This is a genomic window from Streptomyces sp. LMG1-1-1.1 (assembly GCF_040815545.1).
Classification (GTDB): domain Bacteria; phylum Actinomycetota; class Actinomycetes; order Streptomycetales; family Streptomycetaceae; genus Streptomyces.
The window spans coordinates 173507-198748 of record NZ_JBFPNH010000087.1 but is presented as its reverse complement, the minus strand read 5'-3'; the positions used below and the strand labels follow the sequence as shown (position 1 = coordinate 198748).

The following is a 25242-nucleotide window of genomic DNA, read 5'->3' as shown; positions in this document are numbered from 1 at the left end:
TTCGCGGCGTGGCGCGCCGCGCCGCGTGGCGCGACTCCTCGCCGCGCGGTCCTCCCTACCTACTCCGTCACTCCGCGTTCCACCCCTACTCCGTTACCCCGCCACTCCGCGCGTACTCCGTTACTCCGCGCGCTCGCACACGAAGATCGCCGTCCCCGGGATCAGGTTCCCCCGCAGCGGGGACCAGCCGCCCCACTCCTGGCCGTTCCACGCCGGCCACTCCGGCTCGACCAGGTCCACCAGCGTGAACCCGCCGGCCACCACGTCGCGCACCCGGTCGCCGATGGTCCGGTGGTGCTCCACGTACACGGCCCGCCCCTCCTCGTCCTGCTCGACGTACGGGGTCCGGTCGAAGTAGGAGGCCGCCACCGAGAGGCCCTCGGGGCCCGGCTCGTCGGGGAACGCCCAGCGGATCGGGTGCGTCACCGAGAACACCCAGCGGCCGCCCGGCCGCAGCACCCGGCGCACCTCGCGGAAGACCCGTACCGGATCGGCGACGAACGGCACCGCGCCGTACGCCGAGCAGGCCAGGTCGAAGGAGCCGTCCCGGAAGGGCAGCGCCCCGGCGTCGGCCTCCACCAGCGGCACGTCCCCGCCGATCCGCAGCGCGTGCTGGAGCTGGCGGTGGGAGAGGTCGAGCGCGACCGGCCGCGCCCCCTGCGCCGCCAGCCACCGCGAGCACTGCGCCGCGCCCGCGCCGATCTCAAGGACGTCGCGGCCCTTCAGCGAGGAGGCCGGCCCCAGCAGGCCGGCCTCGGCCTCGTCGAGCCCCTCGGGACCCCACACGAACCGGTCGTCGCCGAGGAAGGAACCGTGGTCGCTCTGGTACTCGTCGGCGTTCCTGTCCCACCAGCCACGACTCGCTCGGCTGCTCTCCGCGTCCCCCGCGTCACGCCGGGTCGCCTCGGCCTCGTCCTCGGCCCCGTCTTCGTGTTCGTACTCTTGGTTCATCTCGCCCGCCGATGTAGTTTGCGCTCAGTGCCGCGGTGCGGCGGACCCCGCCGATGCGGCGTGGGAGGCATGAGTAGTGCCGGAATTGCGTGGATCTGCCCAGGGTGCGCGCTTCGCGCATTGACCCTGTCCGGCTGCCCCCGTATGCTAAAGGTTGCGCTGCGGGCCTGCGCGCCTCAGACGGAGCAGGCCGCGCTCGTACCTGTTGTATGTCCCCTCGGTTTTCGAGGCTCCCCCCGTCCGCGGGAAGGGTGCCTCATTGGCTGTCCGGCTTCTTGGTGCGATACGGGCTCTCGGCGTAGCAGTACCTACGACTTTCTGTCCGTAACCGGAGCCCTTTCCCACATGACGAGCAGCACCGAGACCACCGCCACCAGCACCACCCCGCAGGTTGCGGTCAACGACATCGGTAACGAGGAAGCCTTCCTCGCCGCGATCGACGAGACGATCAAGTACTTCAACGACGGCGACATCGTCGACGGCGTCATCGTGAAGGTCGACCGGGACGAGGTCCTGCTCGACATCGGTTACAAGACCGAAGGCGTGATCCCGAGCCGTGAGCTCTCGATCAAGCACGACGTCGACCCGAACGAGGTCGTCAAGGTCGGCGACGAGATCGAGGCCCTGGTTCTCCAGAAGGAGGACAAGGAAGGCCGCCTGATCCTGTCCAAGAAGCGCGCTCAGTACGAGCGTGCCTGGGGCACGATCGAGAAGATCAAGGAAGAAGACGGCATCGTCACCGGTACCGTCATCGAGGTCGTCAAGGGTGGTCTCATCCTCGACATCGGCCTCCGCGGCTTCCTGCCGGCCTCCCTCGTCGAGATGCGTCGTGTCCGCGACCTCCAGCCCTACGTGGGCAAGGAGCTCGAGGCGAAGATCATCGAGCTGGACAAGAACCGCAACAACGTGGTCCTGTCCCGCCGCGCCTGGCTCGAGCAGACCCAGTCCGAGGTTCGCCAGACGTTCCTCACCACCCTGCAGAAGGGTCAGGTCCGCTCCGGCGTCGTCTCCTCGATCGTCAACTTCGGTGCCTTCGTGGACCTGGGTGGCGTCGACGGTCTCGTGCACGTCTCCGAGCTGTCCTGGAAGCACATCGACCACCCCTCCGAGGTTGTCGAGGTCGGCCAGGAGGTCACCGTCGAGGTTCTCGACGTCGACATGGACCGCGAGCGTGTCTCCCTGTCGCTGAAGGCGACGCAGGAGGACCCGTGGCAGCAGTTCGCCCGTACGCACCAGATCGGTCAGGTCGTCCCGGGTAAGGTCACCAAGCTGGTTCCGTTCGGTGCGTTCGTCCGCGTGGACGAGGGCATCGAGGGTCTGGTCCACATCTCCGAGCTGGCCGAGCGCCACGTGGAGATCCCGGAGCAGGTCGTCCAGGTCAACGACGAGATCTTCGTCAAGGTCATCGACATCGACCTCGAGCGTCGTCGCATCAGCCTCTCGCTGAAGCAGGCCAACGAGTCCTTCGGTGCCGACCCGGCCTCGGTCGAGTTCGACCCGACCCTGTACGGCATGGCCGCGTCTTACGACGACCAGGGCAACTACATCTACCCCGAGGGCTTCGACCCCGAGACCAACGACTGGCTCGAGGGCTTCGAGACCCAGCGCGAGGCCTGGGAGACCCAGTACGCGGAGGCGCAGACCCGCTTCGAGCAGCACCAGGCTCAGGTCATCAAGTCCCGCGAGGCCGACGAGGCCGCCGCTGCCGAGGGTGCTGCCGCCCCGGCCGCCGGTGGCAGCGCCGGTGCGGGCATCTCGGGTGGTTCGTACTCCTCGGAGTCGGACGACAACTCCGGCGCCCTGGCGTCGGACGAGGCGCTCGCCGCCCTGCGCGAGAAGCTGGCCGGCGGCCAGAGCTGAACAGGCTCTCCGCTGAGCGCTAGCCGCTAGCGAATCGAGGCCCGCTTCCCTTCGGGGGAGCGGGCCTCGGTCGTTTCCGGCCCCGAGCCGGCTCAGGGGGTGACGGTGATGTTCGCCTTGATGTCGACGCTCTCGCCGCCGACGTCCGGCCCGATGACGTTGTTCAGGATCTGCGCGTCGTCGCTCCGGTCCGTGAGGGAGTTGGCGGTGCCGACGCACACCCCTTCGCCCATCCCGCGCCCGTCGTTCCCGGTGTCGTGGATCCGCGAGTTCCTCAGGACGCCGTTCTTCGAGGCGCCGTCGAGGTGCAGCCCGTAGCCGCCGCCGGCCGTGAGCACCGCGCGCGAGGAACCGGTCAGGGTATCCGGGCCGAGGCGGGGCCCGGGACGGCGGCCTTGAAGTTGCCGGTGTACGTGCCGTCGGCGAGGTGGATCGTGTCGCCGGGTCCGCTCCCCGCGCCGAACTCCACCGGAAGATCGCCCGGCCCGGGAATGGCCGTGCCGCACACGGCGTTTCCAGAGAGAACACGAGGAGGAGCGGTAATCGTGCTTGATCCCCAGGATTTGTACGAATGGGACGCGAAGGGCCTGGCCGTCGTCGACCTCGCCTTGGCGCAGGAGTCGGCCGGGCTGGTCATGCTGTACCACTTCGACGGCTACATCGACGCGGGCGAGACCGGTGAGCAGATCATCGACCGCCTTCTCGACACCCTTCCGCACCAGCTGGTGGCCCGCTTCGACCACGACCGGCTCGTGGACTACCGCGCGCGCCGGCCGCTGCTCACCTTCCGGCGCGACCGCTGGACCGCGTACGAGACGCCGTCCATCGAGGTCCGCCTCGTGCAGGACGCCACCGGCGCCCCCTTCCTCGTCCTCTCGGGTCCCGAGCCCGACGTGGAGTGGGAGCGGTTCGCCGCCGCCGTCCGGCAGGTCATCGAGCGGCTCGGCGTGCGCCTCTCCGTCAACTTCCACGGCATTCCCATGGGCGTGCCGCACACCCGCCCCGTCGGGCTCACCCCGCACGGCAGCCGCACCGACCTCATGCCGGGCCACCGCAGCCCCTTCGACGAGGCCCAGGTCCCCGGCAGCGCCGAAGCCCTCGTCGAGTACCGGCTCACCGAGTCCGGCCACGACACCCTCGGCGTCGCCGCGCACGTCCCGCACTACGTCGCCCGCTCGCCGTACCCGGACGCGGCCCTGACCGCCCTCGAAGCCATCACCGCCGCCACCGGACTCGTCCTCCCCGGCGTCGCCCACTCCCTCCGGACGGAGGCCCGCCGCACCCAGACCGAGATCGACCGCCAGATCGGCGAGGGCGACGAGGAGCTGGTCGCGCTCGTGCAGGGCCTTGAGCACCAGTACGACGCGGCGGCCGGTGCCGAGACCCGCGGCAGCCTGGTCGCCGAGCCGGTCGACCTGCCGTCGGCGGACGAGCTGGGCCGCGAGTTCGAGCGCTTCCTCGCCGAGCGCGAGGGCGACGGCTAGGCCCTGCCCGTAAACCAGCCTGGCCCGGGGGCGCGGGACCGCTCCGCCGGGGCAGGCCCTAAGCTGCCGCTCATGCTGAAGGTGGGCCTGACCGGCGGGATCGGCGCCGGCAAGAGTGAGGTGTCACGGCTGCTCGTCTCGTACGGGGCCGTGCTGATCGACGCGGACCGGATCGCCCGCGAGGTCGTCGAGCCCGGGACCCCGGGGCTCGCGGCCGTCGTGGAGGCCTTCGGGGAGGGCGTCCTCACCGAGGAGGGGACGCTCGACCGGCCGAAGCTCGGCGCCATCGTGTTCGCCGACCCGGACCGGCTCGCCACCCTCAACGCGCTGGTCCATCCCCTGGTCGGGGCCCGGTCGGCGGAGCTGGAGAGCCGGGCGGGAGCCGGGGACGTCGTCGTCCACGACGTGCCCCTGCTCACCGAGAACACACTCGCGCCGCTGTACGACCTGGTGGTGGTCGTCGACGCCTCCCCGCAGACCCAGCTCGACCGGCTCGTACGGTTCCGGGGCATGGCCGAGTCCGAGGCCAGGGCCCGGATGGCGGCCCAGGCCACGCGCGAGCAGCGGCTGGCCGTCGCCGACCTCGTGATCGACAACGACGGACCGCTCGACGCGCTCGCACCGCAGGTCCGGAAGGTCTGGGACGAACTGGAGCGCCGGGCCGCGGCCCCCGCCCAGGACGGGTAGCGCGGGCCCCGGCGGAATGCGGTCACGGGGTCCGGTGTTCAACCACCGGATCGAGGGGAAGGATGCAACCGTGGCCGACAGGAACCCGGAAACGCACGTCATCGACTTCCGCGCCGCCGAGCACCTGCTGGCCGCGCGGGACCCCCGCGGCGCCGTGAAGCTGCTGGACTCGGTGATCGCCGCCCACCCCGAGAACACGGCCGCGCGCCTGCTGCGCGCGCGGGCGTTCTTCGCGGCCGCCCAGCTTCGTCCGGCGCAGCTGGAGTTCGAGCTGGTCCTGGAGCGCGAGCCGGACAACGCGTTCGCCCACTTCGCGCTGGCCCGCACCTTCGAGCGCTCCGGGCAGACCGCCCAGGCCACCCGGCACTTCCGCCTCGCCGCCGCGCTCGACCCGAAGCCCGAGTACCTCCGGGCCGCGGGCTTCGACACCGGGCACTGACGGCGCGGGATTCACCGGCCCTGGCCGCCGTGGTCGGGCTCGTACGGCGGGATGTTCCTGCCCGGCTGCCAGTGCGGGCCCTGGTGGATGTGGTGCAGCACCATCGTCAGGTCGACCGTGACCACCAGGAACAGCACCCCGCAGGCCGCGGCCCAGCCGGGGCGGCCGAGCAGCGCGAACACCGTCGTGCCGAAGGCCGCCCAGAGCAGCCCCCACAGGCTCAGCCAGAACCGCAGCCGCAGCGCGCTGCGCGCGGTCGCCGGCTCGTTGCCGCTCCGCATGACGGTCACATCCCCCGTCCGGGTCCCCTAGGGGCTACCACCAGCATGTACCCGCGGCGGGGGAATGTGAACGGACGTGCGGACGCCCCCTGGGCCGGGCTTCGGCCGGCCCTCGTCGTCCGCTCAGTGGACGACGCTGTAGCTGCGCCAGGGCAGGGTGTCCGGCACGATGGAGTCGCTCAGGGTGGTGGCCAGGTACGTGGACGGGCCCCGGCAGTCACGGGTGGGGTAGAGCATGATGTCGACCAGCGTGTTGTTCTCCACCCTGGTCACACCGGACGGCGCCAGCTTGTGGCAGCCGTTCACCGAGGGGCTCGTCACGGTCACGAGCAGCTCGCGTTCCGTCTCGTACGAGAGGGTGCCCACGGCGCTGCGGCCGAGGCCCGAGCAGCCGGCGACGGCGAGAGTGAGCAGCACGGCCCCGGTGGCGGTCGTGAGACGCCGGCGAACGGACATGGCGGAATCCTCTTCTGTCGTGTCGTTTCAGGCCACCCTGCCGCCCGCGGCACCCGCTGTCATCCGGTGTTGGGCCGCCTGGGGGAACCACCCGACGGCCGTTGTCAGACCCCACCCGTAAGGTCGGAGGTCCGGTCGGGATCGCGACGCACAGCGGGAGGAGGGCAGAGCCGTGTCACACACCTGGACGACCAGCGCCGCCGTCTTCCTGCCCGCGGCCCTTCCCCGCGAGGGCCGGATCGCCTTCTGGGCGCCCGACGGCGGCGCGCTGCCCGAGGGCGCGGAGGGCGGCGCGGAGCGCGTCGAGCTGACCGTCGCCCGCCGGCACGGCGGCGGCGCCCGGGGCCGGGCCGTGCCCGCGGTCACCCTGCCGATCGAGGCCGCCCTGCCCCATCTCGTCGTGGCCCGCCACCACCCGGCGGCCCACCCCGCCACCGCGGGCTGGGGCGCCGCCGCCCTGCACGCCCTGCACCTGGCCGCCCGCGGCCGCCTGCTGCCGGGACTCACCGCGGACGACCTGGACGCCTGGCGGGCCGGCCCGCTGGACGCCGACGACATCGCCCATCTGCGGGCCGTGGCGGCGGCCCTGCCGTACGAGGCGTACGCCGTGCCCGTCCCCGGGCGCGGCGCGCTGCGGCTGCCCGAGCCGGAAGCCCTCGTGCGCGCCTTCCTCGACGCGGTCGCCGACACCCTGCCCCGCACTCCGGCCGCCGCCCACGCGGTCGGGGCGCCGTTCGCGGCCCGCGAGCCCCAGCACCTGCCCCGCGCGCGTGCCTGGGCGGCCGAGGCCGCGGCCGGGATGGACGCGGGGGTGCGCGTCTCGCTGCGCCTGGACTTCTCGGGGTACGAGCTCTTCGACACCACGGGCGACGAGGACGGCGACGAGCGGCACGCGGCCGCCGCGATCCTCCAGATCCACAGCCTCGCCGACCCCACCCTCGTCATCGACGCCACGGCCCTGTGGGCGGGCGACGGCGAGCACTTCGGGCCCCGCGCCCGGATCGACGCCGTCCTCGCGCTGCGCCGGGCCGCCCGCGTCTGGCCGCCGCTCGCCCGCCTCATGGAGCGGGACGTGCCCGACGTCCTCGCGGTCACCGAGAACGAGCTGTACGAGCTGCTCGGCCCGGCCGCCGCCCGGCTCGCCGACGCCGGGGTCGCCCTCCACTGGCCGCGCGAGCTCGCCCGCTCGCTCAGCGCCTCCGCCGTCGTCCGGCCGGCGCTCGCCGCACCCGGCTCCGCGACCGACGGCACCTCGTTCTTCGACAGCGAGGAGCTCCTGCGCTTCAACTGGCAGCTCGCCCTCGACGGCGATCCGCTCACCGAGCGCGAGATGGACCTGCTCGCCGAGTCCCACCGGCCCATCGTGCGCCTCCGCGACCAGTGGGTCGTCGTCGACCCCGCCCTCGTCCGCAAGGCGCGCAAGCGGGAACTCGGCCTGCTCGAACCGGTCGACGCCCTGTCCGTCGCGCTCACCGGCACCGCCGAGGTCGACGGCGAGACCGTCCCCGCCGTCCCGGTCGGCGCGCTCGCCGCGCTCCGCGACCGCCTGCTCGCCGGCCCCGAGGACGTACAGGCCCCGCCCGGCCTCACCGCCACCCTGCGCGACTACCAGCTGCGCGGCCTCGCCTGGCTCGACCTGATGACCTCGCTCGGTCTCGGTGGCTGTCTCGCCGACGACATGGGCCTCGGCAAGACCGTCACCCTCATCGCCCTCCATCTGCGCCGGGCCCGCCGCGCCCCCACCCTCGTCGTGTGCCCGGCCTCGCTGCTCGGCAACTGGCAGCGGGAGGTGCGGAGGTTCGCCCCCGACGTGCCCGTCCGCCGGTTCCACGGTGCCGACCGCGACCTCACCGGAACCGAGGGCGGCTTCGTCCTCACCACCTACGGCACGCTGCGCACCAGCGCCGCCGAACTGGCCGGGCGGGAGTGGGGGATGGTCGTCGCCGACGAGGCGCAGCACGTCAAGAACCCGTTCTCCGCGACGGCCAAGGCGCTGCGGGAGATCCCCGCCCCCGCGCGCGTCGCGCTGACCGGCACGCCCGTGGAGAACAACCTCTCCGAACTCTGGGCGCTCCTCGACTGGACCACCCCCGGACTCCTGGGGCCGCTCAAGGCGTTCCGGGCCCGCCACGCCAGGGCGGTGGAGAACCACGAGGAGATCGAGCACGAGGAGGCCGTCGAGCGGCTCGCCCGGCTCGTGCGGCCCTTCCTCCTGCGCCGCCGCAAGTCCGACCCCGGCATCGTGCCCGAACTCCCGCCCAAGACGGAGTCCGACCACCCCGTCGCCCTCACCCGTGAGCAGGCCTCGCTGTACGAGGCGGTCGTCCGCGAGACCATGGACCAGATCGAGGGGGCCGAGGGCATGGCCCGCCGGGGCCTCGTCATGAAGCTGCTGACCTCCCTCAAGCAGATCTGCAACCACCCCGCCCAGTACCTCAAGGAGCAGGCCCCGCGGGGCAGCGGCACGGCACGGCTCGCCGGCCGGTCGGGGAAGCTCGCCCTGCTCGACGAACTCCTCGACACGATCCTCGCCGAGGACGGCTCCGTGCTCGTCTTCACCCAGTACGTGTCGATGGCGCGGCTCCTCGCCGACCACTTGGCCGCGCGGGGCATCCCGGCACAACTGCTGCACGGCGGGACCCCGGTGGCCGAGCGGGAGCGGATGGTCGACCGCTTCCAGGCCGGTGAGGTCCCCGTCTTCCTGCTCTCCCTCAAGGCCGCGGGAACCGGTCTCAACCTCACCCGGGCCGGGCACGTCGTGCACTACGACCGCTGGTGGAACCCGGCCGTCGAGGAACAGGCGACCGACCGTGCCTACCGCATCGGGCAGACCCAGCCGGTGCAGGTGCACCGGCTCGTCGCCGAGGGCACGGTCGAGGACCGCATCGCCGAGATGCTCCGCGCCAAGCGGGCCCTGGCCGACGCCGTCCTCGGCTCCGGCGAGGCCGCCCTCACCGAACTGACCGACCGGGAACTGGCCGACCTGGTGTCCCTGAGGAGGCCCGCGTGAACCACGCACGGGACGCGCGCGGAGCCGCCCCCCGCCACGACGACCGCCGCCGCACCTTCCCGCAGGTCGCGCCCCGCGAGGCGCCCGACGGCCGGTTCGCCGCCACCTGGTGGGGGAACGCCTGGGTGGACGCCCTGGAGGACACCGCGCTCGACCCGGCACGCCTCGCCCGCGGCAAGGCCTACGCCGGGCGCGGGCACGTCGACGCGATCACGGTCACCCCCGGCCGGGTCGTCGCCTACGTCCACGGCAGCCGGGCCCGCCCGTACCGCACCGAGATCCGGATGCGGACGCTCGGCGACGACGGCTGGGAGCGGTTCCTCGACGAGGCCACCGCCCGCCCCGACCACATCGCGGCCCTCCTCGACAAGGACGTGCCGCACGCCCTGGAGGAGGTCGCCGGACTGCTGCCCGCGCCGGGGGACCTCGTCCCCGACTGCTCCTGCCCCGACGACGGTTACCCCTGCAAGCACGCCGCCGCCCTCTGCTACCAGGCGGCCCGGATCCTCGACGAGGACCCGTTCGTCCTCTTCCTGATGCGCGGCCGCGGCGAGCAGGAGCTGCTCGCCGAGCTCACCCGGCGCAACGCGGCGATGTCCGCCGCCGAGACCTCCGCCGCCGCACCGCCGATGCCCACGGTCCTCGCCCGGACCGTTCTCGCCCCGGACGCCGGGCTGCCGCCGCTCCCGCCCGAACTGCCGGTCCCGGACCGGCCCGGCCGCCCGGCCGTCTTCCCGCCGGACCCGCACGCGCCCGACCCGCTCGCCCTCGACCTCCTGGCCACCGAGGCCGCCGCCCGCGCCCACGTCTTCCTCGCCACCGGCCACGACCCGGTCGCCGCGCTGACCCCCTGGCAGGACGCGGTCCGGCTGGCCGCCGCGCACCCCGGTTCCGGGCTCACCGCCTCGACGCGCGCGCTCTACCGCGACCTGGCGGACGCGCTCGACCGCACCCCCACCGACCTGGCGCGCGCCGTCGCGGCCTGGCGGCAGGGCGGTGCCGCGGGACTCGTCGTCCTGGAGGAGCCGTGGGACCCGCCGGCCGGGCCGTTCGACCGCGCCAGACCCGCGCTGCTCGCTGCCGACTTCCCCGCCTTCCGCCCCTGGCGCAACCGGCTCTCCACCGAATCCCTGCAGCTCCGCCTGGGCAGGGACGGCCTCTGGTACGGCTACGAGTCGGACGCGGGCCGCGAGGACTGGTGGCCGCGCGGCGCCCCCGACCCGGACCCGGTCGGGACCCTCACCGACCTCCTGGGGTGATGACCGGACATGTGGACGGAATCCCACTCGATGGAGTGAAACCCGTCAAGGGCCGGATCCGGCACGCCCGTTTGTCGCGTTGATTCCGGTACGGGCACTTGCCCGTGTACACCTCCGGAAGGCAGGAAGCCATGAGGCAGATTCGCCGAAGTGGTCTGGCCACACTGTTGGTCACGGGTGGGGCGCTCGCGCTCTCGGCGGGCGCCGCGCACGCCGACTCCGGCGCCCAGGGCGCCGCGGTCGGTTCGCCGGGCGTCGGCTCCGGCAACGCGGTTCAGCTGCCGGTGCACGTGCCGGTCAACGTCTGCGGGAACACGGTCAACGTCGTCGGACTGCTCAACCCGGCCTTCGGCAACCGCTGTGCCAACCACTCCGCCGAACCGGGCGGCTACGGCTCGGACGAGGACGGCGGCGGCCGTGCCCACAAGGACGAGCCCGGCACCCCGCGAGGCGGGGAGCAGGCCGGCGGCTCGCACGGCGGGGGCGCTTCCTCCGGCGGCGGTTCGTCCAACGGCGGCGGGTCCACCGCCGAGGGCAGCGCCGTGGGTTCGCCCGGCGTCCTCTCCGGGAACGGCCTCGAGCTCCCCGTCGACCTGCCCGTGAACCTCAGCGGCAACTCGGTCAACGTGGTCGGCGTCGGCAACCCGGCCTTCGGCAACACCTCGGTCAACGGCCCCGGCAAGCCCGAGCAGCCGATCGAGGTCCCGACGCCGCGCCCGCAGACCCCCGTCAGGAACGTGCCGGTCCCGCAGGCCGAGACCGAGACCCCCGCCCCGGCTCCGCAGGGTGAGACGAGCTCGGTGGCGCTGGCCTCCACCGGTGCGGACACCATCGGGTACGCCGCTCCCGCGAGCGCCGCGCTGCTGCTGGGCGGCGCCCTGCTGTACCGTCGCGCGCGCCGCGCCGGAGACCAGGCCTGAGGGTCCGCTCCCCGCGGTCCGGCCGCCGCGCGCTGACCCCCGAGCCGTCAGCCGCGTCCCCGGCCGCGCGCGTCCCCGCCGCCGCGGCGCCAGGCCCGGAGCACCGCCTCGATGGCGGGAGCGACCCTCGTCCGGGCCTGGTGCCGAGGAACCCCCTGCATCAGCAGGGTGTCGTACGGGGTGTCGACGTGCCGTACGGACGCGCGCACCGCGGCGGTGACGGCGCCGCGGTCGAGCGAGCGGCCCGCGGCCGTGCGCCCCACCCGTCCGCTGCCCTTTGTCGACGCGTGGACGGCGATCTCCGTGACCCGGTCCTCCGGGCAGGACGGGAAGAGGCGCCGGATCTCCGCCCCGAGGAGCGCGGTGATCTCCGCGTCGAGCGCCGCGCGCCGCGCCGCGTCCCGGGTCCGCCGCCTGGCTCGCGCCTCGGCGTCCGCCAGGCAGGCGAGCTCCGCCCGGGCGAGTGCCGCCTCCTCGACGAGCAGGCCCTGGCGCTCGTACCGCGTGCGGCGCCGGTTGTGGCGGACGACCACGGCCCAGAGGCTGCTGCCCTCGCGGGCGCGCCGGGTGAGGGCCGTGTCGCCGCGGCGGAGGAAGACCAGGTGGCCGAGGTCGGCGCAGTCGAGGCAGACCGGTGCGTTGAACTCGACGATCATCCGCTCCAGCGGCCCCTGCCGGCATTCCGAGCAGCGGCGGCGCTTGAGCGGTTCGACGACGACGGGTGCCACGAGGTCCATGGCGGGTCCTCCCTCCGTTACCCGCTCAGCGGACGCCGGGCGCGGCGGCGGCGATGAACGCGGCGAGTGCTTCCTTCGCCTGCTCCGAGCGGCGGGCGCGGTCCGCCTCGTCGACGGCCTCGTGCATGCAGTGGGAGTCGACGAAGGCCGCCTCGGCCAGCCGGCGGACCTCCGGGTCCTCGCACACCAGCTGGACGCGGAAGAGGGCCTGCCGGGCGGCGGTGCGCTGGCGGTAGGAGGCGTGCCGGGACTCCTCCGCCTCATCGGAGCCGGGCTGCTGGAGCGTCCGGAACCAGCGGTCGTTCTGGCTGTGACGGTAGTCGACGACCGCGCCCGCGAAGGCGCTGTAGGTCGCGATCCGTTCCTGCCGGAGCTGTTCGGTGCGCGCGAGCGCGGCCGTGCGCTCGGTGGCCCGCCCCTGGAACCAGTGTGTGAAGACGGCACCCAGCAGGGTTCCCGCCACGGCTATCAGCGCCGCATCCATGACCGGTCGCCCTCCCGTTTCCCCTCGGCCTGCAGACCCGTAGATCATGACAGTCCGGGGGGCGGGGCGTCACTGCCGGTAGCTGCTCAGGAAGCGGCCGATGCGGCTGATCGCGGCGTCCAGGTCGTCGGCGTACGGCAGGGTCAGGATGCGGAAGTGGTCCGGGCGCGGCCAGTTGAAGCCGGTTCCCTGGACGACCTGGATCTTCTCCCGCAGGAGCAGGTCGAGGACGAACTTCTCGTCGTCGTGGATCCTGTGCACGGCGGGGTCGAGGCGCGGGAAGGCGTACAGCGCTCCCTTCGGCTTCACGCAGGAGACGCCGGGGATCTCGTTGAGCTTCTCCCAGGCGCGGTCGCGCTGTTCGCGCAGTCGGCCGCCCGGTGCGGTCAGCTCGTGGATCGACTGCCGGCCGCCGAGCGCGGCCTGGATGGCGTACTGGGCGGGGGCGTTGGGGCAGAGCCGCATGGAGGCCAGCATGGTGAGGCCCTCCAGGTAGTTCCTGGCGTGCTGCTTGGGGCCGCTGACGACCAGCCAGCCGGAGCGGAAGCCCGCCACCCGGTAGGTCTTGGAGAGTCCGCCGAAGGTGAGGACGACCACGTCGGGGGCGAGGGAGGCGGCCGGGTGGTGGACGGCGTCGTCGTAGACGATCCGGTCGTAGATCTCGTCGGCGAAGACCATCAGGCCGTGGCGCCGGGCGAGTTCGAGGATGCCGTCCAGGACCTCCTTCGGGTAGACGGCGCCGGTGGGGTTGTTCGGGTTGATGACGACGATGGCCTTGGTGCGGTCGGTGATCTTCGACGCCATGTCGTCGAGGTCCGGGTACCAGTCGGCGGCCTCGTCGCACAGGTAGTGCACGGGCTTGCCGCCCGCGAGCGTGGTCACCGCCGTCCACAGCGGGTAGTCCGGGGCGGGTACGAGGACTTCGTCGCCGTCCTCCAGGAGGGCCTGGACGGCCATCGAGATCAGCTCGGACACGCCGTTGCCGAGGAAGATGTCGTCGACGTCCACGTCGGGCAGGCCCATGGACTGGTAGCGCTGGGCGACCGCGCGGCGGGCGGAGAGGATGCCGCGGGAGTCGGTGTACCCGTGGGCCCTGGGGAGCATCCGGATCATGTCCTGGACGATCTCCTCGGGCGCCTCGAAGCCGAAGAGCGCCGGGTTGCCGGTGTTGAGGCGCAGGACGCTGTGGCCCGCCTCCTCCAGCGCGTTGGCGTGCTCGATCACCGGGCCGCGGATCTCGTAGCAGACCTCGTTCAGCTTGCTCGACTGCCGGAACTCCATGTCCGACCTCCCCAGGTCCCCGGAATCAGTGTTGCTTGGTTTTACCAAGTTCGAGCTTGGAAAGTCCAACAACATGTCTAGACTGCGTCGCATGCCACGTCAGCCACGCCGCCGCAGCTACGACCAGCACTGCGCCGCCGCGCGCGCCCTCGACCTCGTCGGCGACCGCTGGACCCTGCTCGTCGTCCGCGAACTCCTCGCCGGGCCGCGCCGCTACACCGACCTCCACGCCGACCTGCCCGGCGTCAGCACCGACATGCTCGCCGGCCGCCTCAAGGACATGGAGGGCGCCGAACTCGTCACCCGGCGCAGGCTGCCCCCGCCCGCCTCGGCGTACGTCTACGAACTGACCCCGCGTGGAAGGGACCTGCTGCCCGTGCTGCGCGCCCTCGCCGCCTGGGGTGCGCCCGACCTCGGCGAACCCCGGCCGACCGACGCCGTCCGCGCCCACTGGTACGCCGTCCCGCTCCTCGGGGCGCTCGCCGAACTGGGCGAAGGGGTCGTCCAAGTGAGCCTGGACGAAGGGGAGTTCCACGTACGGATCGGCGCCGACGGCAGTACGGCGTACGGTGACGGCGCGTACGGCGACGGGACCGCGGAGCTGCCCGACACCCGGCTGGCGACCGACACGGCGACCTGCCGAGCCCTCGCCGGCGGCGAGCTGACCCTCGCCGAGGCGGTCGCGTCCGGGCGCGCCACCCTCGAACGGACCGTCGCGGCAGCCGGGGCGCGCGCGACCTGACCGTCGGCGGCGGCAGGGGGCACGCGCGGGCTGACCGGAGCGAGGCTGGGGCGGAGGCGGTCAGGAGTGTGCGCGCTCCGGCGCCGGAGCCGCCGCGAGGGCCTGCGCGAGACGGTCGCGCGCCGCGGTCTGCGCGGCGATCCGGGCGTCGAGGACGGCCAGCCGCTCGCGGGCGATCTCCAGGCCGCGGGCGGACGGAGGAGCCGCGGAGACGTCCCCGTCGAGGCAGGAGCGGAACGCGGACACGTCGTCCAGGGTGAGCCCGGCGGCGAGGAGGTACCGGATGTTCGCCACCCGGGCGACGGCACCCTCCTCGTACACCCGGTACCCGTTGGCCGCGCGGGCCGACGCGATCAGACCCGCCGCCTCGTAGTGGCGCAGCGCACGGGCCGACGCCCCGGTCCGCAGGGCCAGTTCACCGATGCGCAAGGACGCCACCTCCTCGCGCAGTCGTATCACGAGACCAGCGCGCCCCCGTCGACGGGCAGTACGGTGCCGGTCACGAAGGCGGCGTCGGGCGCGGCGAGCGCGGTGATCGCCCAGGCGACCTCCTCGGGCCTGCCGATCCGGCCCAGCGGGGTGTGCGCGAGCTGCCACGCCCGCAGCGCCGCCCGCCGCTCGGGCGAGAGCCCCATGTGGTCCGCGATCGGGGTCTCGATCGCGCCGGGGGCGACGGCCACCACCCGGACGCCGTCCGGCGCCAGCTCCACCGCCCAGCAGCGGGTCAGGGTCTCCAGGGCGCTCTTGGTGGCCGGATAGAAGGAGTTGGCCGGCCAGCCGCGCAGGCCGATCGTCGTCGTCACGTTCACCACCGCGCCCCGGGACTCCCGGAGCGCCGGCACGGCGGCCTGGGTGAGCAGCACGGGGGCGACGAGGTTCGTCTCCACGAGAGGGGTCATCACGGCGCGGTCGAGGGTGCCGAGCGGGCCGCCGGCGGAGACGCCGGCGTTGTTGACGAGGACGTCGAGGCGTCCGTGGGAGGCGAGGGCGGCCCGCACGATCTCCTCGGCGGCCCCTTCGGCCGTGACGTCGGCGACGAACGGGTGGATCCCCGCGTGCCCGCCGGCGGCCTCCCGCAGCGGCTCCTCCCGGCGCCCGACGGCGACGACCGTCGCCCCCTGCCCGGCGAAGGCCCGCGCGGTGGCCCGGCCGATGCCGGTGCCCGCGCCGGTGACGACGACGACCCTGGTGGGTGTGGTGGTGTCCATGGATGCGATGGTCGAACGGTGACGCCAGTGACAAGGTCAAGCGGTGACCCACGAACGGCGGGCAGGATGAGCGGGATGCGATACGAGGCGATCACCTGGGACCGGCTGGCCGAGACCCTCGCCGGGCACGTCGAACCGGCCACCCCCGGCGACGGCGGCGAGTGGCTCAAGGTCGGCATCGACGGGCCGCCCGCCGCGCCCGGCGGCGAGCTCGCGGGGCTGCTCGCCGAGGCGCTGCGGGCACGCGGGCGCTCCGTCCACGTGGTGGGGACCGGGGGCTTCCTGCGGCCCGCGTCCCTCCGGTTCGAGTACGGGAAGCGGGACCCCGACGCGTACTTCGACGGCTGGGTCGACACCGGGGCCCTGTGGCGTGAGGTCTTCGGCCCGCTGGGGCCGGACGGCACCGGCCGTGTGCTGCCGGATCTGTGGGACCCGGTCAGGGACCGGGCGACCCGCAGCCCGTACGTCACGCTGCCGCCCGGCGGCGTGCTCGTGGTGCACGGGCCGTTCCTCCTCGGCCACTGGTTCCCGTTCGACCTCACCGTGCACCTGCGGCTGTCGCCCGCCGCCCTCGCCCGGCGCACCGAGGAGCAGTGGACCCTTCCCGCCTTCGCCCGGTACGAGGCGGAGGTCGACCCCGCCGGGACCGCCGACGCGGTCGTGCGCGCCGACGACCCCCGCCACCCGGCCTGGACGGGCCTCGGCGGCGGCCAAGGCGAGGGGTAGCGCGCGGACGCGGGCCCTGGTGGGTGCCCGGTCGGTTTCGTGCCGCTGGGCCGTGCCCGGTCGGTTTCGTGCCGCGGGGCCGTGCCCGGTCGGTTTCGTGCCGCGGGGCCGCGCCCGGTCGGTTTTGTGCCGCGGGGCCGCGCCCGGTCGGCCAAGTGCCGCGAGCCGTGCCTGACGCCCTCATGCCGCGAGCCCGGCCCCCGTGTCGCGGACCCGGCCTGGCCCCCGTGTCGCGGACCCGGCCCGACCGGCGGGACCCCCCTACGGGCCCTGGAGGTCCGGGGGTCTGCCGCCCACGACGGTGACCGCCTCCGCGCCCGCGCGGCAGCCCGCCTCGGCGGCCCGTACGGGGTCCGCGCCGGCGAGCAGGGCGGCGAGGAAGGCCCCGGTGAAGGCGTCGCCCGCCCCCGTCGAGTCGACGCGGCGCACCGGCGGCACCAGGGGTGCCGCCACCCGTGCCGTGACCGCGCCGCCCTCGGCGACCAGGGCCCCCGCGGCGCCCAGGGTGACCACGACCAGGGGGAAGCGCCGGCTCAACTCCGCGGCGGCCGAGTCGGGTTCGGCGCCCCCGCTGAGCGCCCGGGCCTCGTCGGCGTTGGGCAGCAGGACCTCGGCGTCCTTCGCCGCGGCCAGGAACCGGTCCACGCCGAGCCGGTCGAGGAACCCCGTCGAGGCGGGATCGACGCTCACGGGGATGCCCGCCTGCCGGGCGTCCCGCAGCGCCCGCAGGGCCGTCTCTCGACTCGGGGCGGCGAAGAACAGGTAACCCGAGAGGTGCAGTCGGGCCACGCCGTCGAGCAGCCCGGCGGACCAGTCGGCGGGGGAGAGGCGGAGCGCGGCGCCGCTGTCGGTCAGGAAGGTGCGCTCCGAGGTGGCGTCCACGAGTGAGATCACCGTGGCGGTGGCGGTCTCCGCGTCCGGGACCAGGAGGGGCCGCACGCCCGCCCGCCGCAGCGCCCGGTCGTGCCAGTCGGCCGCGTCCGTGCCCACCCGGCCGAGCAGCCGCACCTCCCGCCGGCCGGAACGCGCCGCCCAGCAGGCCGCGTTGGCGCCGGCGCCACCCGGGAGGGTCCGGATCTCCGCCGCCGTGTCCGTCGCGGGCGCGAGGGGCGTCCGGTGCCGGGCGACGACGTCCGTGACCACGTCCCCGACGACGAGGAGCGCGCCTTCGGCGGGGGGCGTCACCGGTCGGCCGGGCCGCGCGTCCCCGCGCCGTACGCGCGCGCGATGTCCGCGGCGAGCCGCACGTTGCCCCGTACCGCCGCGAGGTTCGCCTCCAGGGACGCCCCTTCCGTGTGGACCGTCAGGTATTCGAGGAGGAACGGGGTGACCGCCTGGCCCATGATCCCCTTCTCCTTCGCCGCTTCGAGGCCGGCCGCCAGCACCCGGTCGTGCAGTGCGGGGTCCAGTTGCTCGGCCACCGGGACCGGGTTGGCCACGACGAGGGCCGCCGCGGGTCCGCCGAGCGCGTCCTGGGAGCGGAGGACCGCGGCCACCTCCTCCGGGGTCCGCAGGGTCCAGTCGACGGGCTCGCCCGAGGAGGAGAGGTAGAAGCCGGGGAATCGGTCCGTGCCGTACCCGACGACCGTCACCCCCAGGGTCTCCAGGCGCTGGAGCGTCGCGGGCACGTCGAGGATCGACTTGACTCCGGCGCACACCACGGTGATCCCGACCTGGGCGAGCAGCCGCAGGTCGGCGGACTCGTCCTGGGTCTCGCTCCACTCCCGGTGCACGCCGCCGAGGCCGCCGGTGGCGAACACCCGTATCCCGGCGGCGTGGGCAAGCCAGGCCGTCGCCGAGACCGTCGTCGCCCCCGTGACGCCGGCCGCCAGGGCCGGGGCCAGGTCGCGGTGCCCCAGCTTCCGTACCGCCGGGTCCTCGGCGATCCGGGTCAGGGCCGCGCGGTCCAGGCCCACTCTGGCGGTGCCGTCCACGACCGCGATGGTGGCGGGGACGGCGCCCCCGGCGCGTACCAGCTCCTCCAGCTCCCCCGCCACGGAGAGGTTGCGCGGGCGCGGCAGGCCGTGGGCGATGATCGTCGATTCGAGCGCGACGACGGGACGGCCCTCGTGGAGCGCTTCCCGTACCTCTTCGGACACCTGTGTGGACATGTCCCATTCCTTGGCGCGCCCGCGGGTCCCGCAAACCTCGTCGGCGACCTCCCGCCACGCCCCGGGCGGTGCCTGCGGAATCCGTCACGGGGCGGCCGGCGTGGTCGCCGGGGAGCCCGCCGCGCCCGCGGGGCGTCGTGCCGGAGGGCCGGTACGGATTTCGTCGCCGGTCTCGGATTCGGGCATCGGGCCTGGTGGGAGGCGAAGCGGAGCGGGTTATTCCAGCAGGTCCCGGGCGTGGGGCGGTCCTGGACCCCCGCTACAGTCACCGCCCATGACGACACATGACCTGCCCTCCTTCGCCGTGCACATCCCCGACGCCGAGCTCGAAGCGGAGCCACTGGACCCCGGCCAGATCGTCTCCGGCACGCCCGAGGTGACCGGCAAGGTGCTGTGGGAGTCGGCCGACGGCAAGCAGCTGCGCGGCATCTGGCAGATCACCCCCGGCGTCGTCACCGACACCGAGGCCAACGAGCTCTTCGTGGTGGTCTCCGGGCGGGCGACCGTCGCCGTCGAGGGCGGCGAGACGCTGGAGATCGGGCCCGGTGACGCCTGCGTGCTGCGCGAGGGTGACCGGACCACCTGGACCGTGCACGAGACCCTCCGCAAGGCGTACCACATCAGCCTCTGAAGGCCCGGGGAACGCCGGCGGTCGAGAGTCTGGTAGGAAACCTTCCTATCCGATAGCATCCCCGGCGGCGGCTTGGCGCGGCGCCCGAACCAGCGGCGTGACGCGCTCAGCGAGAGCTCTGACCCGGCCGCCGAGCACCACCCCACCGCGTGGCGCCCGAATCGCCACCGGTCGGTCGCCCGCGCCCGCACTCCCGCGGCGCGGGCGCCGGCCCGCGCGGCCGGGCCGTGGTGCGCCGCACCGGTGTCCAGCTCTCGCCACCCCTCAGGCCAGGGAGCCCAGGTATGCGCCTGTACGCCTCCGCCCCACCCCACCGCCCCACCACCCGCCTCCCCTTCGTCCTCACCGCCGTCCTGCTCCTCGTCGGCGGGCTCCTGCTCGCCCTCCCGGACCGGGCCGGAGCCGCGGCCGACTCCCTGATCTCCCAGGGGCGGCCCGCCACCTCCTCCTCCGTCGAGGACTCCACCTTCGGGCCGGAGAAGGCCTTCGACGGCGTCGCCACCACCCGCTGGGCCAGCACCGAGGGCGTCGACCCGCAGTGGATCAAGGTCGACCTCGGCCCCTCGTCGACCGTCTCCCGCGTCAAGCTCGTCTGGGAGGCCGCCTACGCCAAGGCCTACCGCGTCGAGATCTCCGCCGACGGCACCACGTGGACCCGCCTCGCCACCGAGACCGCCGGGAACGGCGGCACCGACGACTGGACCGGGCTCACCGGCACCGGCCGCTACCTGCGCGTGTACGGGACCGCCCGCGGCACCTCGTACGGCTACTCGCTCTACACGGTGGAGGTCTACGGCACCACCTCCACCACGCCCCAGCCCGGCGGCGGCTTCACCGTCGTCGCGGCCGGCGACATCGCCGCCCAGTGCACGGCCTCCAGCAGCTCCTGCGCCCACCCCAAGACCGCGGCGCTGGCCCAGCGGATCGCGCCGTCCTTCTACCTGACGATGGGCGACAACCAGTACGACGACGCCCTGCTCTCCGACTTCCGCGCCTACTACGACAAGACCTGGGGCGCCTTCAAGGCGAAGACCCGGCCCGTCCCCGGCAACCACGAGACCTACGACCCGGCGGGCCCGCTCGCCGGCTACAAGGCGTACTTCGGCGCCATCGCCTACCCGCAGGGCAAGTCGTACTACAGCTACGACCAGGGCAACTGGCACTTCGTCGCCCTCGACTCCAACTCCTTCGACGACGCCGCGCAGATCCAGTGGCTCAAGGACGACCTCGCGCGGAACACCAAGGGCTGCATCGCCGCCTACTTCCACCACCCGCTGTACTCCTCCGGCGGCCACGGCAACGACCCCGTCTCCAAGCCGGTCTGGCAGATCCTCTACGGGGCCAAGGCCGACCTGGTCCTCAACGGCCACGACCACCACTACGAGCGCTTCGCCCCGCAGAACCCGAGCGGCCAGGCGACCGCCGACGGCATCGTCGAGATCGTCGGCGGCATGGGCGGCGCCGAGCCGTACGACATCGAGACGGTCCAGCCCAACAGCCAGAAGAGGATCAGCGGCACCTACGGGGTCCTGAAGCTGGACCTCACCGACACCACCTACACCTGGCAGTACGTCGGCACCGACGACCAGGTGAAGGACTCCGGCCCGACCTACACCTGCCACTGATGTACCTCGCGACCACCGGTCGCCGCGACGCGCCGCCCACCCCTTCGGGGGTCAGGCGGCGCGTCCCGGGCACCGTCCTCGCCCTCGGCGCGGTCAGCCTCGTCACCGATGTCTCCTCCGAGATGGTGACCGCCGTCCTGCCGCTCTACCTGGTCCTCGGACTCGGCCTGTCCCCCCTCCAGTTCGGGCTCCTCGACGGCCTGTCCACCGGCGCCACCGCGCTCGTACGCCTCCTCGGCGGGGCCACCGCAGACCGCGGCGGCCGCCACAAACTCGTCGCCGGACTCGGCTACGCCCTCTCCGCCTGCTCCCGGCTCGGCCTCCTCCTCGCGGGCGGCGCGACCGGCTGGATCGCCACCGCGCTCGCCGCCGACCGGCTCGGCAAGGGCGTCCGCACCGCCCCGCGCGACGCGCTCATCACCCTGCACAGCCCGCCGGAGGACCTGGGCCGCGCGTTCGGCATTCACCGCGCCATGGACACCACCGGCGCGCTCCTCGGCCCCCTCGCCGCGTTCGCCCTCCTCACGGTGACGGCCGACGCGTACGAGACCGTCTTCGCCGTCAGCTTCAGCGTCGGCGCGTTCGGTGTCCTGCTCTGGCTGCTCCTCGTCCCCGGGCGGCGGGGGAGCGGACCGGCGGCACCGCCACCGGCACGCGGGCCGATCGACGAGACGGGGAGGCGCCCGGCCCCTCCGCGCGCGCGTGGCGGGCTCTTCGCCGCGACGCGCTCACCCGCGTACCGGCGGATCGTGCTCTGCGCCGGTCTCCTCGGGGCCGCCACCGTCGGCGACGCCTTCCTCTACCTGCTGCTCCAGCGGCGGCTCGAACTCGACGCGACCTGGTTCCCGTTCCTGCCGCTCGGCGCCGCCGCCGTCTACCTGCTGCTCGCCGTCCCGGCCGGACGCCTCGCCGACCGCACGGGCCGGCGCGGGCCGCTCCTGTACGGCCACGGGGCGCTGCTCCTGGCCTACGGGCTGCTCCTGGCCCCCGTGCCCGGCGGCGCGGCCCTCGTCGGCGTCCTCCTGCTGCTCGGGATCTTCTACGCCGCCACCGACGGCGTCCTCATGGCCCTGGCCGGCCCGTACCTCACCGAGGGACGGCAGGCCGGCGGACTGGCACTCGTCCAGACCGCCCAGGCGCTCGCCCGGTTCGTCGCCGCCGTCGCCTTCGGCGCCGTCTGGACGGCGAGCGGCCCCGAGACCGCCCTCGTGGCCGCGCTCGTCGCCCTCGCGGCGGCCCTGTGCTGCGCCGCCCGCCTGCTGCCCAGGACGCCCGCGGCCCCCGCCGCCCCCAAGGCCCTCCGAGAGGACTGACCCCCATGAACGCACCGACCGGTGCCCGCCTCTCCGCACGCGCGCGCGTGGGCGTCCTCGTCCTCGCCCTCCTGCTGCTCGGCGGCGGCGCCACGGCCTACACCCTCCGGGCGGCCTCGGGGCGGCAGGCCGCGGCCGCCGGCACCGCCGACGCCGGCTTCACCCTCGACGGCGCGGCGGCGCTCTACGCCCGCGACACCGCGAGCGGGCGCATCGCGCGCGTGGACCCGGCCGCACCCGGCGGGCGGGTGGTCGGCGGCCCCTCCTGCGACCGCTTCCACGCGGCCGGCCCGACCGTCGTGTGCCTCCAGAAGCGGCCGGGCGTCCCCGCCCGCTCCTACGTCCTCGTCCTCGACCGGCGGCTGCGCGAACTGCGCCGCATCTCGCTGCCGGGCATCCCCAGCCGGGCCCGGGTCTCCGCCTCGGGCCGCATGCTGTCCTGGACGATGTTCGCGACCGGCGACTCGTACGCGCGCTCGTCCTTCTCCACCCGCACCTCGATCCTCGACCTGCGCACCGGCTACCTGGTGAAGAACATCGAGCAGATCCCGCTCACCCTCGGCGGCCGCCGGTACCACGCCCCGGACGTCAACTACTGGGGCGTCACCTTCGCCGCCGACGACAACCGCTTCTACGCCACCGTGTCGACCGGCGGCCGCACCCACCTCGTCGAGGGCGACATGCGGTCCTGGTCCGCGCGTGCGCTCCGGGAGAACACCGAGTGCCCGTCGCTCTCCCCGGACGGCACCCGGATCGCCTTCAAGAAGCGGGTCTCGGACGGCCCGCGCGAACCGTGGCGGCTGTACGTGTACGACCTGCGCTCCGGCCGAGAGCACCCCGTCGCGGAGCGGCGCGGCATCGACGACCAGGCCCTGTGGACGGACGGGGAGACCCTCGCGTACGGCTACGGGGGAGCGGTCTGGTCGGTGCCGGCCGACGGCACGGGCGCACCCCGCCGCCTGGCGACCGGGGCCTCGTCCCCGGCGGCCCCGCGCTGACGGCCCGGGTGTCAGGCCTTGCGGACGGCGGACAGCGCCGCGAGGGCCGCCATCGGCAGGAGCAGGCACGCGGCGATGGCGTTCAGGGGCCCGTAGCCGGCCTGCGAGACGATCAGGCCCGCCGCGATCCCGCCGAGACCGGCGGCGGTGTTCATGATGGTGTCGGACAACCCCTGGACGGCCGCCCGCGCGTCCTGCGGCACCGAGTCCGTGAGCAGCGCGGAGCCGGAGACGAGCCCCGCCGACCAGCCGAGGCCGAGGATGAAGAGGCCCGCGGCGGTCTGGCCGTGACTCGACCCGGAGGTGCCCGCGACGAGCGCCGCGACGCCGAGGAGCCCGACGGCGAGCCCGATGACCGACAGTCGGCCGAGCCGGTCGGACAGCCAGCCCATCACGGGCGAGAAGGCGAACATGCCCGCGATGTGGCCGCTGATGACCAGCCCGATCAGCCGGATGTCGGCGCCGTGGTGGGTGAGCGCCACCGGTGTCATCGACATGATCGACACCATCGCGGTGTGCGAGGCGGCGATGGTGACGAGGGCGAGGCGGGCCGTCGGCGACTCCCGTACCGCCCGCATGCCGGCGCGCAGCGACCGTCCTTCCGCGGCCTTCGCCGGGTCGGAGGGGCTCAGCGCGCGGGCGGTGAGGAGCGGGTCGGGCCGCAGCAGCACGGCCACCAGGACCGCGGCGACGACGAAGACGCCGCCGGCCCACAGGAAGGGGCCCGCCGTGGCCGGGATGCCCAGGCCGGAGACGCTCTTCCCGGCCGGCGCGGCGATGTTCGGGCCGAGTACCGCCCCGATGGTCGTCGCCCACACGACGGTGGAGATGGCCCGCGCCCTGCGGTCCGGTTCGGCCAGGTCGGCGGCGGCGAAGCGGGCCGCCAGGTTCGCCGAGGACCCCGCCCCGAAGCCGACGAGGCCGGCGAGCAGCAGGGGGAAGCTGTCGACGACCGCGCCGAGCACCGCGACCCCGGCGCCGAAGGCTCCGATGAGGTACGCGAGGACGAGCCCGGCCCGGCGCCCGCGCGAGGCCATCAAGGAGGCCAGCGGCATGGCGAGCAGGGCGGGTCCGGCCACGGTGGCCGTCGACGCGAGGCCCGACAGGGCCTCGGAGCCGCTGACGTCCCGGGCCAGCACGGCCGAGAGCGCGACGCCGGTGGCGATGCCCAGGCCGCCGAGGATCTGGGTGCCGATCAGCACGGCCTGGATCCGGCGGCGCAGGGCCGGCAGTTCGGCCTCGGGGACGGATATGTGCTCGGGCAGGGTGGAGTCAGGGGCATCGGAGGTGTGAGTCACTGACGTGAGTGTGCCAGCCGTCCCATCCGTTGGGAACGCCATCAGGGCAACCGGAGGAGGCGCCCCGCCCGGAGCCCGAGGAGGCGCCCGCTCAGAACAGGGGTGCGGGCAGGACGCCCTCCAGGGCCAGCAGCCGCCGCTTGGTCTCCAGGCCGCCCCCGAAGCCGCCGAGCCCGCCGTCCCTCTCCACCACGCGGTGGCACGGCACCACCACGGGCAGCGGATTGGCGCCCATCGCCGCCCCGACCGCCTGCGCGGCACCGGGCTGCCCCACGCGCCTCGCCAGCTCCCCGTACCCGACGACCGTCCCGTACGGGACGCCGGCGGCCAGTTCGCGGAGCACCTGCCGGTTGAAGCCGGTCGTCAGGCTCCAGTCCAGGGGCAGGATGATGTCGCCCGGCTCGCCGGCGAAGTACCGCTCGAACCGGCGCACCGGCTCGGCGAGCAGTCCGGAGGCGCGCTCCACCGGCTCCGCGCCGAGCTGCCCGGCCAGCCGGTCGAGCATCCGCTCCCGCCGTGCGGCGTCGGCGTGGAACTCGACCCGGACCAGCCCCCGCTCGGTCGCGGCGAGGAAGAGCGGCCCGATGTCGCTCGCCATGACCGTCCACTCCACCGGGACGGCCTCCGCCGCACGCGCGGGCCCCGCTTCGATGTCCATGCCGCCCACGGTACGACCGGGCACCGACATCCGGGGCGGGGACCGGTGGCGGCCCAAGATCACGGACCGGTCTCGCTCCGGTC

General features: G+C 74.2%; 25 protein-coding genes and 1 pseudogene. 13 read left to right on the top strand and 13 right to left on the bottom strand.

What is annotated here, in order from left to right:
• Positions 1–120 precede the first annotated feature (120 nt).
• Positions 121–951: a class I SAM-dependent methyltransferase gene (locus MRBLMG1_RS35950; protein ID WP_367828359.1), complete on the bottom strand. Its 831-nt coding sequence runs from the start codon at positions 949–951 to the stop codon at positions 121–123.
• A gap of 345 nt (positions 952–1296) precedes the next feature.
• Between MRBLMG1_RS35950 and rpsA the strand changes: the two genes are divergently transcribed.
• Positions 1297–2811, top strand: coding sequence for a 30S ribosomal protein S1 (gene rpsA / locus MRBLMG1_RS35945; RefSeq protein WP_367828358.1), 1515 nt, complete (start codon positions 1297–1299; stop codon positions 2809–2811).
• Between the two features lie 104 nt (positions 2812–2915).
• On the opposite strand, the pseudogene MRBLMG1_RS35940 reads toward rpsA, so the two are convergent.
• A pseudogene (locus MRBLMG1_RS35940) lies at positions 2916–3256 on the bottom strand (sheath polysaccharide-degrading enzyme); the annotation flags it as partial.
• A 100-nt stretch (positions 3257–3356) separates the two neighbouring features.
• Between MRBLMG1_RS35940 and MRBLMG1_RS35935 the strand changes: the two are divergent.
• The 3 genes from MRBLMG1_RS35935 (at position 3357) to MRBLMG1_RS35925 (ending at position 5421) form a co-directional block, all read left to right on the top strand.
• Positions 3357–4295 (top strand): PAC2 family protein, encoded by a 939-nt coding sequence (locus MRBLMG1_RS35935; protein WP_367828357.1) that lies wholly within the window; start codon positions 3357–3359, stop codon positions 4293–4295.
• A gap of 72 nt (positions 4296–4367) precedes the next feature.
• Positions 4368–4982 (top strand): dephospho-CoA kinase, encoded by a 615-nt coding sequence (coaE, locus tag MRBLMG1_RS35930; protein WP_367828356.1) that lies wholly within the window; start codon positions 4368–4370, stop codon positions 4980–4982.
• Positions 4983–5052: 70 nt separating this feature from the next.
• Positions 5053–5421, top strand: coding sequence for a tetratricopeptide repeat protein (locus MRBLMG1_RS35925; protein ID WP_367828355.1), 369 nt, complete (start codon positions 5053–5055; stop codon positions 5419–5421).
• A gap of 11 nt (positions 5422–5432) precedes the next feature.
• On the opposite strand, the gene MRBLMG1_RS35920 is transcribed toward MRBLMG1_RS35925, so the two are convergent.
• Positions 5433–5702, bottom strand: a complete 270-nt coding sequence (locus MRBLMG1_RS35920) for a DUF6343 family protein (protein WP_367828354.1) — start codon at positions 5700–5702, stop codon at positions 5433–5435.
• 123 nt (positions 5703–5825) lie between these two features.
• Complete coding sequence (locus MRBLMG1_RS35915; protein WP_367828353.1) at positions 5826–6158, bottom strand: hypothetical protein; 333 nt, start codon at positions 6156–6158, stop codon at positions 5826–5828.
• A gap of 172 nt (positions 6159–6330) precedes the next feature.
• Here MRBLMG1_RS35915 and MRBLMG1_RS35910 point away from each other — a divergent pair, with 172 nt between their 5' ends.
• From MRBLMG1_RS35910 to MRBLMG1_RS35900, 3 genes are all read left to right on the top strand, one after another.
• Positions 6331–9168, top strand: coding sequence for a DEAD/DEAH box helicase (locus tag MRBLMG1_RS35910; protein WP_367828352.1), 2838 nt, complete (start codon positions 6331–6333; stop codon positions 9166–9168).
• Positions 9165–10427 carry an SWIM zinc finger family protein gene (locus tag MRBLMG1_RS35905; protein WP_367828351.1) on the top strand — a complete coding sequence of 421 codons (1263 nt, stop codon included), beginning with the start codon at positions 9165–9167 and terminating at the stop codon, positions 10425–10427. The genes MRBLMG1_RS35910 and MRBLMG1_RS35905 overlap by 4 nt, the downstream gene beginning before the upstream one ends.
• A gap of 131 nt (positions 10428–10558) precedes the next feature.
• Positions 10559–11347: a chaplin gene (locus tag MRBLMG1_RS35900; RefSeq protein ID WP_367828350.1), complete on the top strand. Its 789-nt coding sequence runs from the start codon at positions 10559–10561 to the stop codon at positions 11345–11347.
• 47 nt (positions 11348–11394) lie between these two features.
• On the opposite strand, the gene MRBLMG1_RS35895 is transcribed toward MRBLMG1_RS35900, so the two are convergent.
• The 3 genes from MRBLMG1_RS35895 to MRBLMG1_RS35885 all read right to left on the bottom strand — a co-directional run bounded on the left by MRBLMG1_RS35895 (position 11395) and on the right by MRBLMG1_RS35885 (position 13849).
• Positions 11395–12084, bottom strand: a complete 690-nt coding sequence (locus MRBLMG1_RS35895; RefSeq protein ID WP_367828349.1) for a DUF2293 domain-containing protein — start codon at positions 12082–12084, stop codon at positions 11395–11397.
• A 25-nt stretch (positions 12085–12109) separates the two neighbouring features.
• Positions 12110–12568 carry a hypothetical protein gene (locus tag MRBLMG1_RS35890; protein WP_367828348.1) on the bottom strand — a complete coding sequence of 153 codons (459 nt, stop codon included), beginning with the start codon at positions 12566–12568 and terminating at the stop codon, positions 12110–12112.
• A gap of 69 nt (positions 12569–12637) precedes the next feature.
• Complete coding sequence (locus MRBLMG1_RS35885) at positions 12638–13849, bottom strand: pyridoxal phosphate-dependent aminotransferase (RefSeq protein WP_367828347.1); 1212 nt, start codon at positions 13847–13849, stop codon at positions 12638–12640.
• Positions 13850–13940: 91 nt separating this feature from the next.
• On the opposite strand from MRBLMG1_RS35885, the gene MRBLMG1_RS35880 reads away from it, so the two are divergent.
• Positions 13941–14591 carry a winged helix-turn-helix transcriptional regulator gene (locus MRBLMG1_RS35880; protein ID WP_367828346.1) on the top strand — a complete coding sequence of 217 codons (651 nt, stop codon included), beginning with the start codon at positions 13941–13943 and terminating at the stop codon, positions 14589–14591.
• Positions 14592–14651: 60 nt separating this feature from the next.
• Here MRBLMG1_RS35880 and MRBLMG1_RS35875 read toward each other — a convergent pair whose 3' ends face one another.
• A complete protein-coding gene (locus MRBLMG1_RS35875) occupies positions 14652–15020 on the bottom strand; it encodes a MerR family transcriptional regulator (protein ID WP_367828345.1) in 369 nt (122 codons plus the stop codon).
• Positions 15021–15046: 26 nt separating this feature from the next.
• Positions 15047–15799 (bottom strand): SDR family NAD(P)-dependent oxidoreductase, encoded by a 753-nt coding sequence (locus MRBLMG1_RS35870; protein ID WP_367828344.1) that lies wholly within the window; start codon positions 15797–15799, stop codon positions 15047–15049.
• Positions 15800–15874: 75 nt separating this feature from the next.
• On the opposite strand from MRBLMG1_RS35870, the gene MRBLMG1_RS35865 reads away from it, so the two are divergent.
• Positions 15875–16525 carry a uridine kinase gene (locus MRBLMG1_RS35865; protein WP_367828400.1) on the top strand — a complete coding sequence of 217 codons (651 nt, stop codon included), beginning with the start codon at positions 15875–15877 and terminating at the stop codon, positions 16523–16525.
• A gap of 261 nt (positions 16526–16786) precedes the next feature.
• Here the strand turns inward: MRBLMG1_RS35865 and MRBLMG1_RS35860 are convergent, their stop codons facing one another.
• Both MRBLMG1_RS35860 and MRBLMG1_RS35855 read right to left on the bottom strand, forming a co-directional pair.
• Complete coding sequence (locus MRBLMG1_RS35860; protein WP_367828343.1) at positions 16787–17710, bottom strand: carbohydrate kinase family protein; 924 nt, start codon at positions 17708–17710, stop codon at positions 16787–16789.
• Positions 17707–18636 carry a pseudouridine-5'-phosphate glycosidase gene (locus MRBLMG1_RS35855; protein WP_367828342.1) on the bottom strand — a complete coding sequence of 310 codons (930 nt, stop codon included), beginning with the start codon at positions 18634–18636 and terminating at the stop codon, positions 17707–17709. Before MRBLMG1_RS35855 ends, MRBLMG1_RS35860 begins: the two co-directional genes overlap by 4 nt.
• Before the next feature lie 274 nt (positions 18637–18910).
• Between MRBLMG1_RS35855 and MRBLMG1_RS35850 the strand changes: the two genes are divergently transcribed.
• From MRBLMG1_RS35850 to MRBLMG1_RS35835, 4 genes are all read left to right on the top strand, one after another.
• Positions 18911–19267, top strand: a complete 357-nt coding sequence (locus MRBLMG1_RS35850; protein ID WP_017238672.1) for a cupin domain-containing protein — start codon at positions 18911–18913, stop codon at positions 19265–19267.
• A 284-nt stretch (positions 19268–19551) separates the two neighbouring features.
• Positions 19552–20892, top strand: a complete 1341-nt coding sequence (locus MRBLMG1_RS35845) for a discoidin domain-containing protein (RefSeq protein WP_367828341.1) — start codon at positions 19552–19554, stop codon at positions 20890–20892.
• Entirely contained in the window at positions 20892–22205 is a 1314-nt protein-coding gene (locus MRBLMG1_RS35840) for an MFS transporter (protein ID WP_367828340.1), read from the top strand. Before MRBLMG1_RS35845 ends, MRBLMG1_RS35840 begins: the two co-directional genes overlap by 1 nt.
• Positions 22206–22210: 5 nt before the next feature.
• The gene (locus MRBLMG1_RS35835) at positions 22211–23203 is read left to right on the top strand and encodes a TolB family protein (RefSeq protein WP_367828339.1); all 993 of its coding nucleotides are present in this window, start codon (positions 22211–22213) and stop codon (positions 23201–23203) included.
• Between the two features lie 11 nt (positions 23204–23214).
• Here MRBLMG1_RS35835 and MRBLMG1_RS35830 read toward each other — a convergent pair whose 3' ends face one another.
• Positions 23215–24501: an MFS transporter gene (locus MRBLMG1_RS35830; protein ID WP_367828338.1), complete on the bottom strand. Its 1287-nt coding sequence runs from the start codon at positions 24499–24501 to the stop codon at positions 23215–23217.
• 91 nt (positions 24502–24592) lie between these two features.
• Entirely contained in the window at positions 24593–25159 is a 567-nt protein-coding gene (locus MRBLMG1_RS35825) for a methylated-DNA--[protein]-cysteine S-methyltransferase (RefSeq protein ID WP_367828337.1), read from the bottom strand.
• Positions 25160–25242: the final 83 nt, after the last annotated feature.

What these genes read in the sequence shown, in the direction of transcription:
- MRBLMG1_RS35950 (WP_367828359.1), bottom strand. Translation starts at nt 951, where the DNA reads ATGAACCAAGAGTACGAACACGAAGACGGGGCCGAGGACGAGGCCGAG.
- rpsA (WP_367828358.1), top strand. Translation starts at nt 1,297, where the DNA reads ATGACGAGCAGCACCGAGACCACCGCCACCAGCACCACCCCGCAGGTT.
- coaE (WP_367828356.1), top strand. Translation starts at nt 4,368, where the DNA reads ATGCTGAAGGTGGGCCTGACCGGCGGGATCGGCGCCGGCAAGAGTGAG.
- MRBLMG1_RS35920 (WP_367828354.1), bottom strand. Translation starts at nt 5,702, where the DNA reads ATGCGGAGCGGCAACGAGCCGGCGACCGCGCGCAGCGCGCTGCGGCTG.
- MRBLMG1_RS35915 (WP_367828353.1), bottom strand. Translation starts at nt 6,158, where the DNA reads ATGTCCGTTCGCCGGCGTCTCACGACCGCCACCGGGGCCGTGCTGCTC.
- MRBLMG1_RS35900 (WP_367828350.1), top strand. Translation starts at nt 10,559, where the DNA reads ATGAGGCAGATTCGCCGAAGTGGTCTGGCCACACTGTTGGTCACGGGT.
- MRBLMG1_RS35895 (WP_367828349.1), bottom strand. Translation starts at nt 12,084, where the DNA reads ATGGACCTCGTGGCACCCGTCGTCGTCGAACCGCTCAAGCGCCGCCGC.
- MRBLMG1_RS35890 (WP_367828348.1), bottom strand. Translation starts at nt 12,568, where the DNA reads ATGGATGCGGCGCTGATAGCCGTGGCGGGAACCCTGCTGGGTGCCGTC.
- MRBLMG1_RS35885 (WP_367828347.1), bottom strand. Translation starts at nt 13,849, where the DNA reads ATGGAGTTCCGGCAGTCGAGCAAGCTGAACGAGGTCTGCTACGAGATC.
- MRBLMG1_RS35880 (WP_367828346.1), top strand. Translation starts at nt 13,941, where the DNA reads ATGCCACGTCAGCCACGCCGCCGCAGCTACGACCAGCACTGCGCCGCC.
- MRBLMG1_RS35870 (WP_367828344.1), bottom strand. Translation starts at nt 15,799, where the DNA reads ATGGACACCACCACACCCACCAGGGTCGTCGTCGTCACCGGCGCGGGC.
- MRBLMG1_RS35865 (WP_367828400.1), top strand. Translation starts at nt 15,875, where the DNA reads ATGCGATACGAGGCGATCACCTGGGACCGGCTGGCCGAGACCCTCGCC.
- MRBLMG1_RS35855 (WP_367828342.1), bottom strand. Translation starts at nt 18,636, where the DNA reads ATGTCCACACAGGTGTCCGAAGAGGTACGGGAAGCGCTCCACGAGGGC.
- MRBLMG1_RS35850 (WP_017238672.1), top strand. Translation starts at nt 18,911, where the DNA reads ATGACGACACATGACCTGCCCTCCTTCGCCGTGCACATCCCCGACGCC.
- MRBLMG1_RS35845 (WP_367828341.1), top strand. Translation starts at nt 19,552, where the DNA reads ATGCGCCTGTACGCCTCCGCCCCACCCCACCGCCCCACCACCCGCCTC.
- MRBLMG1_RS35840 (WP_367828340.1), top strand. Translation starts at nt 20,892, where the DNA reads ATGTACCTCGCGACCACCGGTCGCCGCGACGCGCCGCCCACCCCTTCG.
- MRBLMG1_RS35835 (WP_367828339.1), top strand. Translation starts at nt 22,211, where the DNA reads ATGAACGCACCGACCGGTGCCCGCCTCTCCGCACGCGCGCGCGTGGGC.
- MRBLMG1_RS35825 (WP_367828337.1), bottom strand. Translation starts at nt 25,159, where the DNA reads ATGGACATCGAAGCGGGGCCCGCGCGTGCGGCGGAGGCCGTCCCGGTG.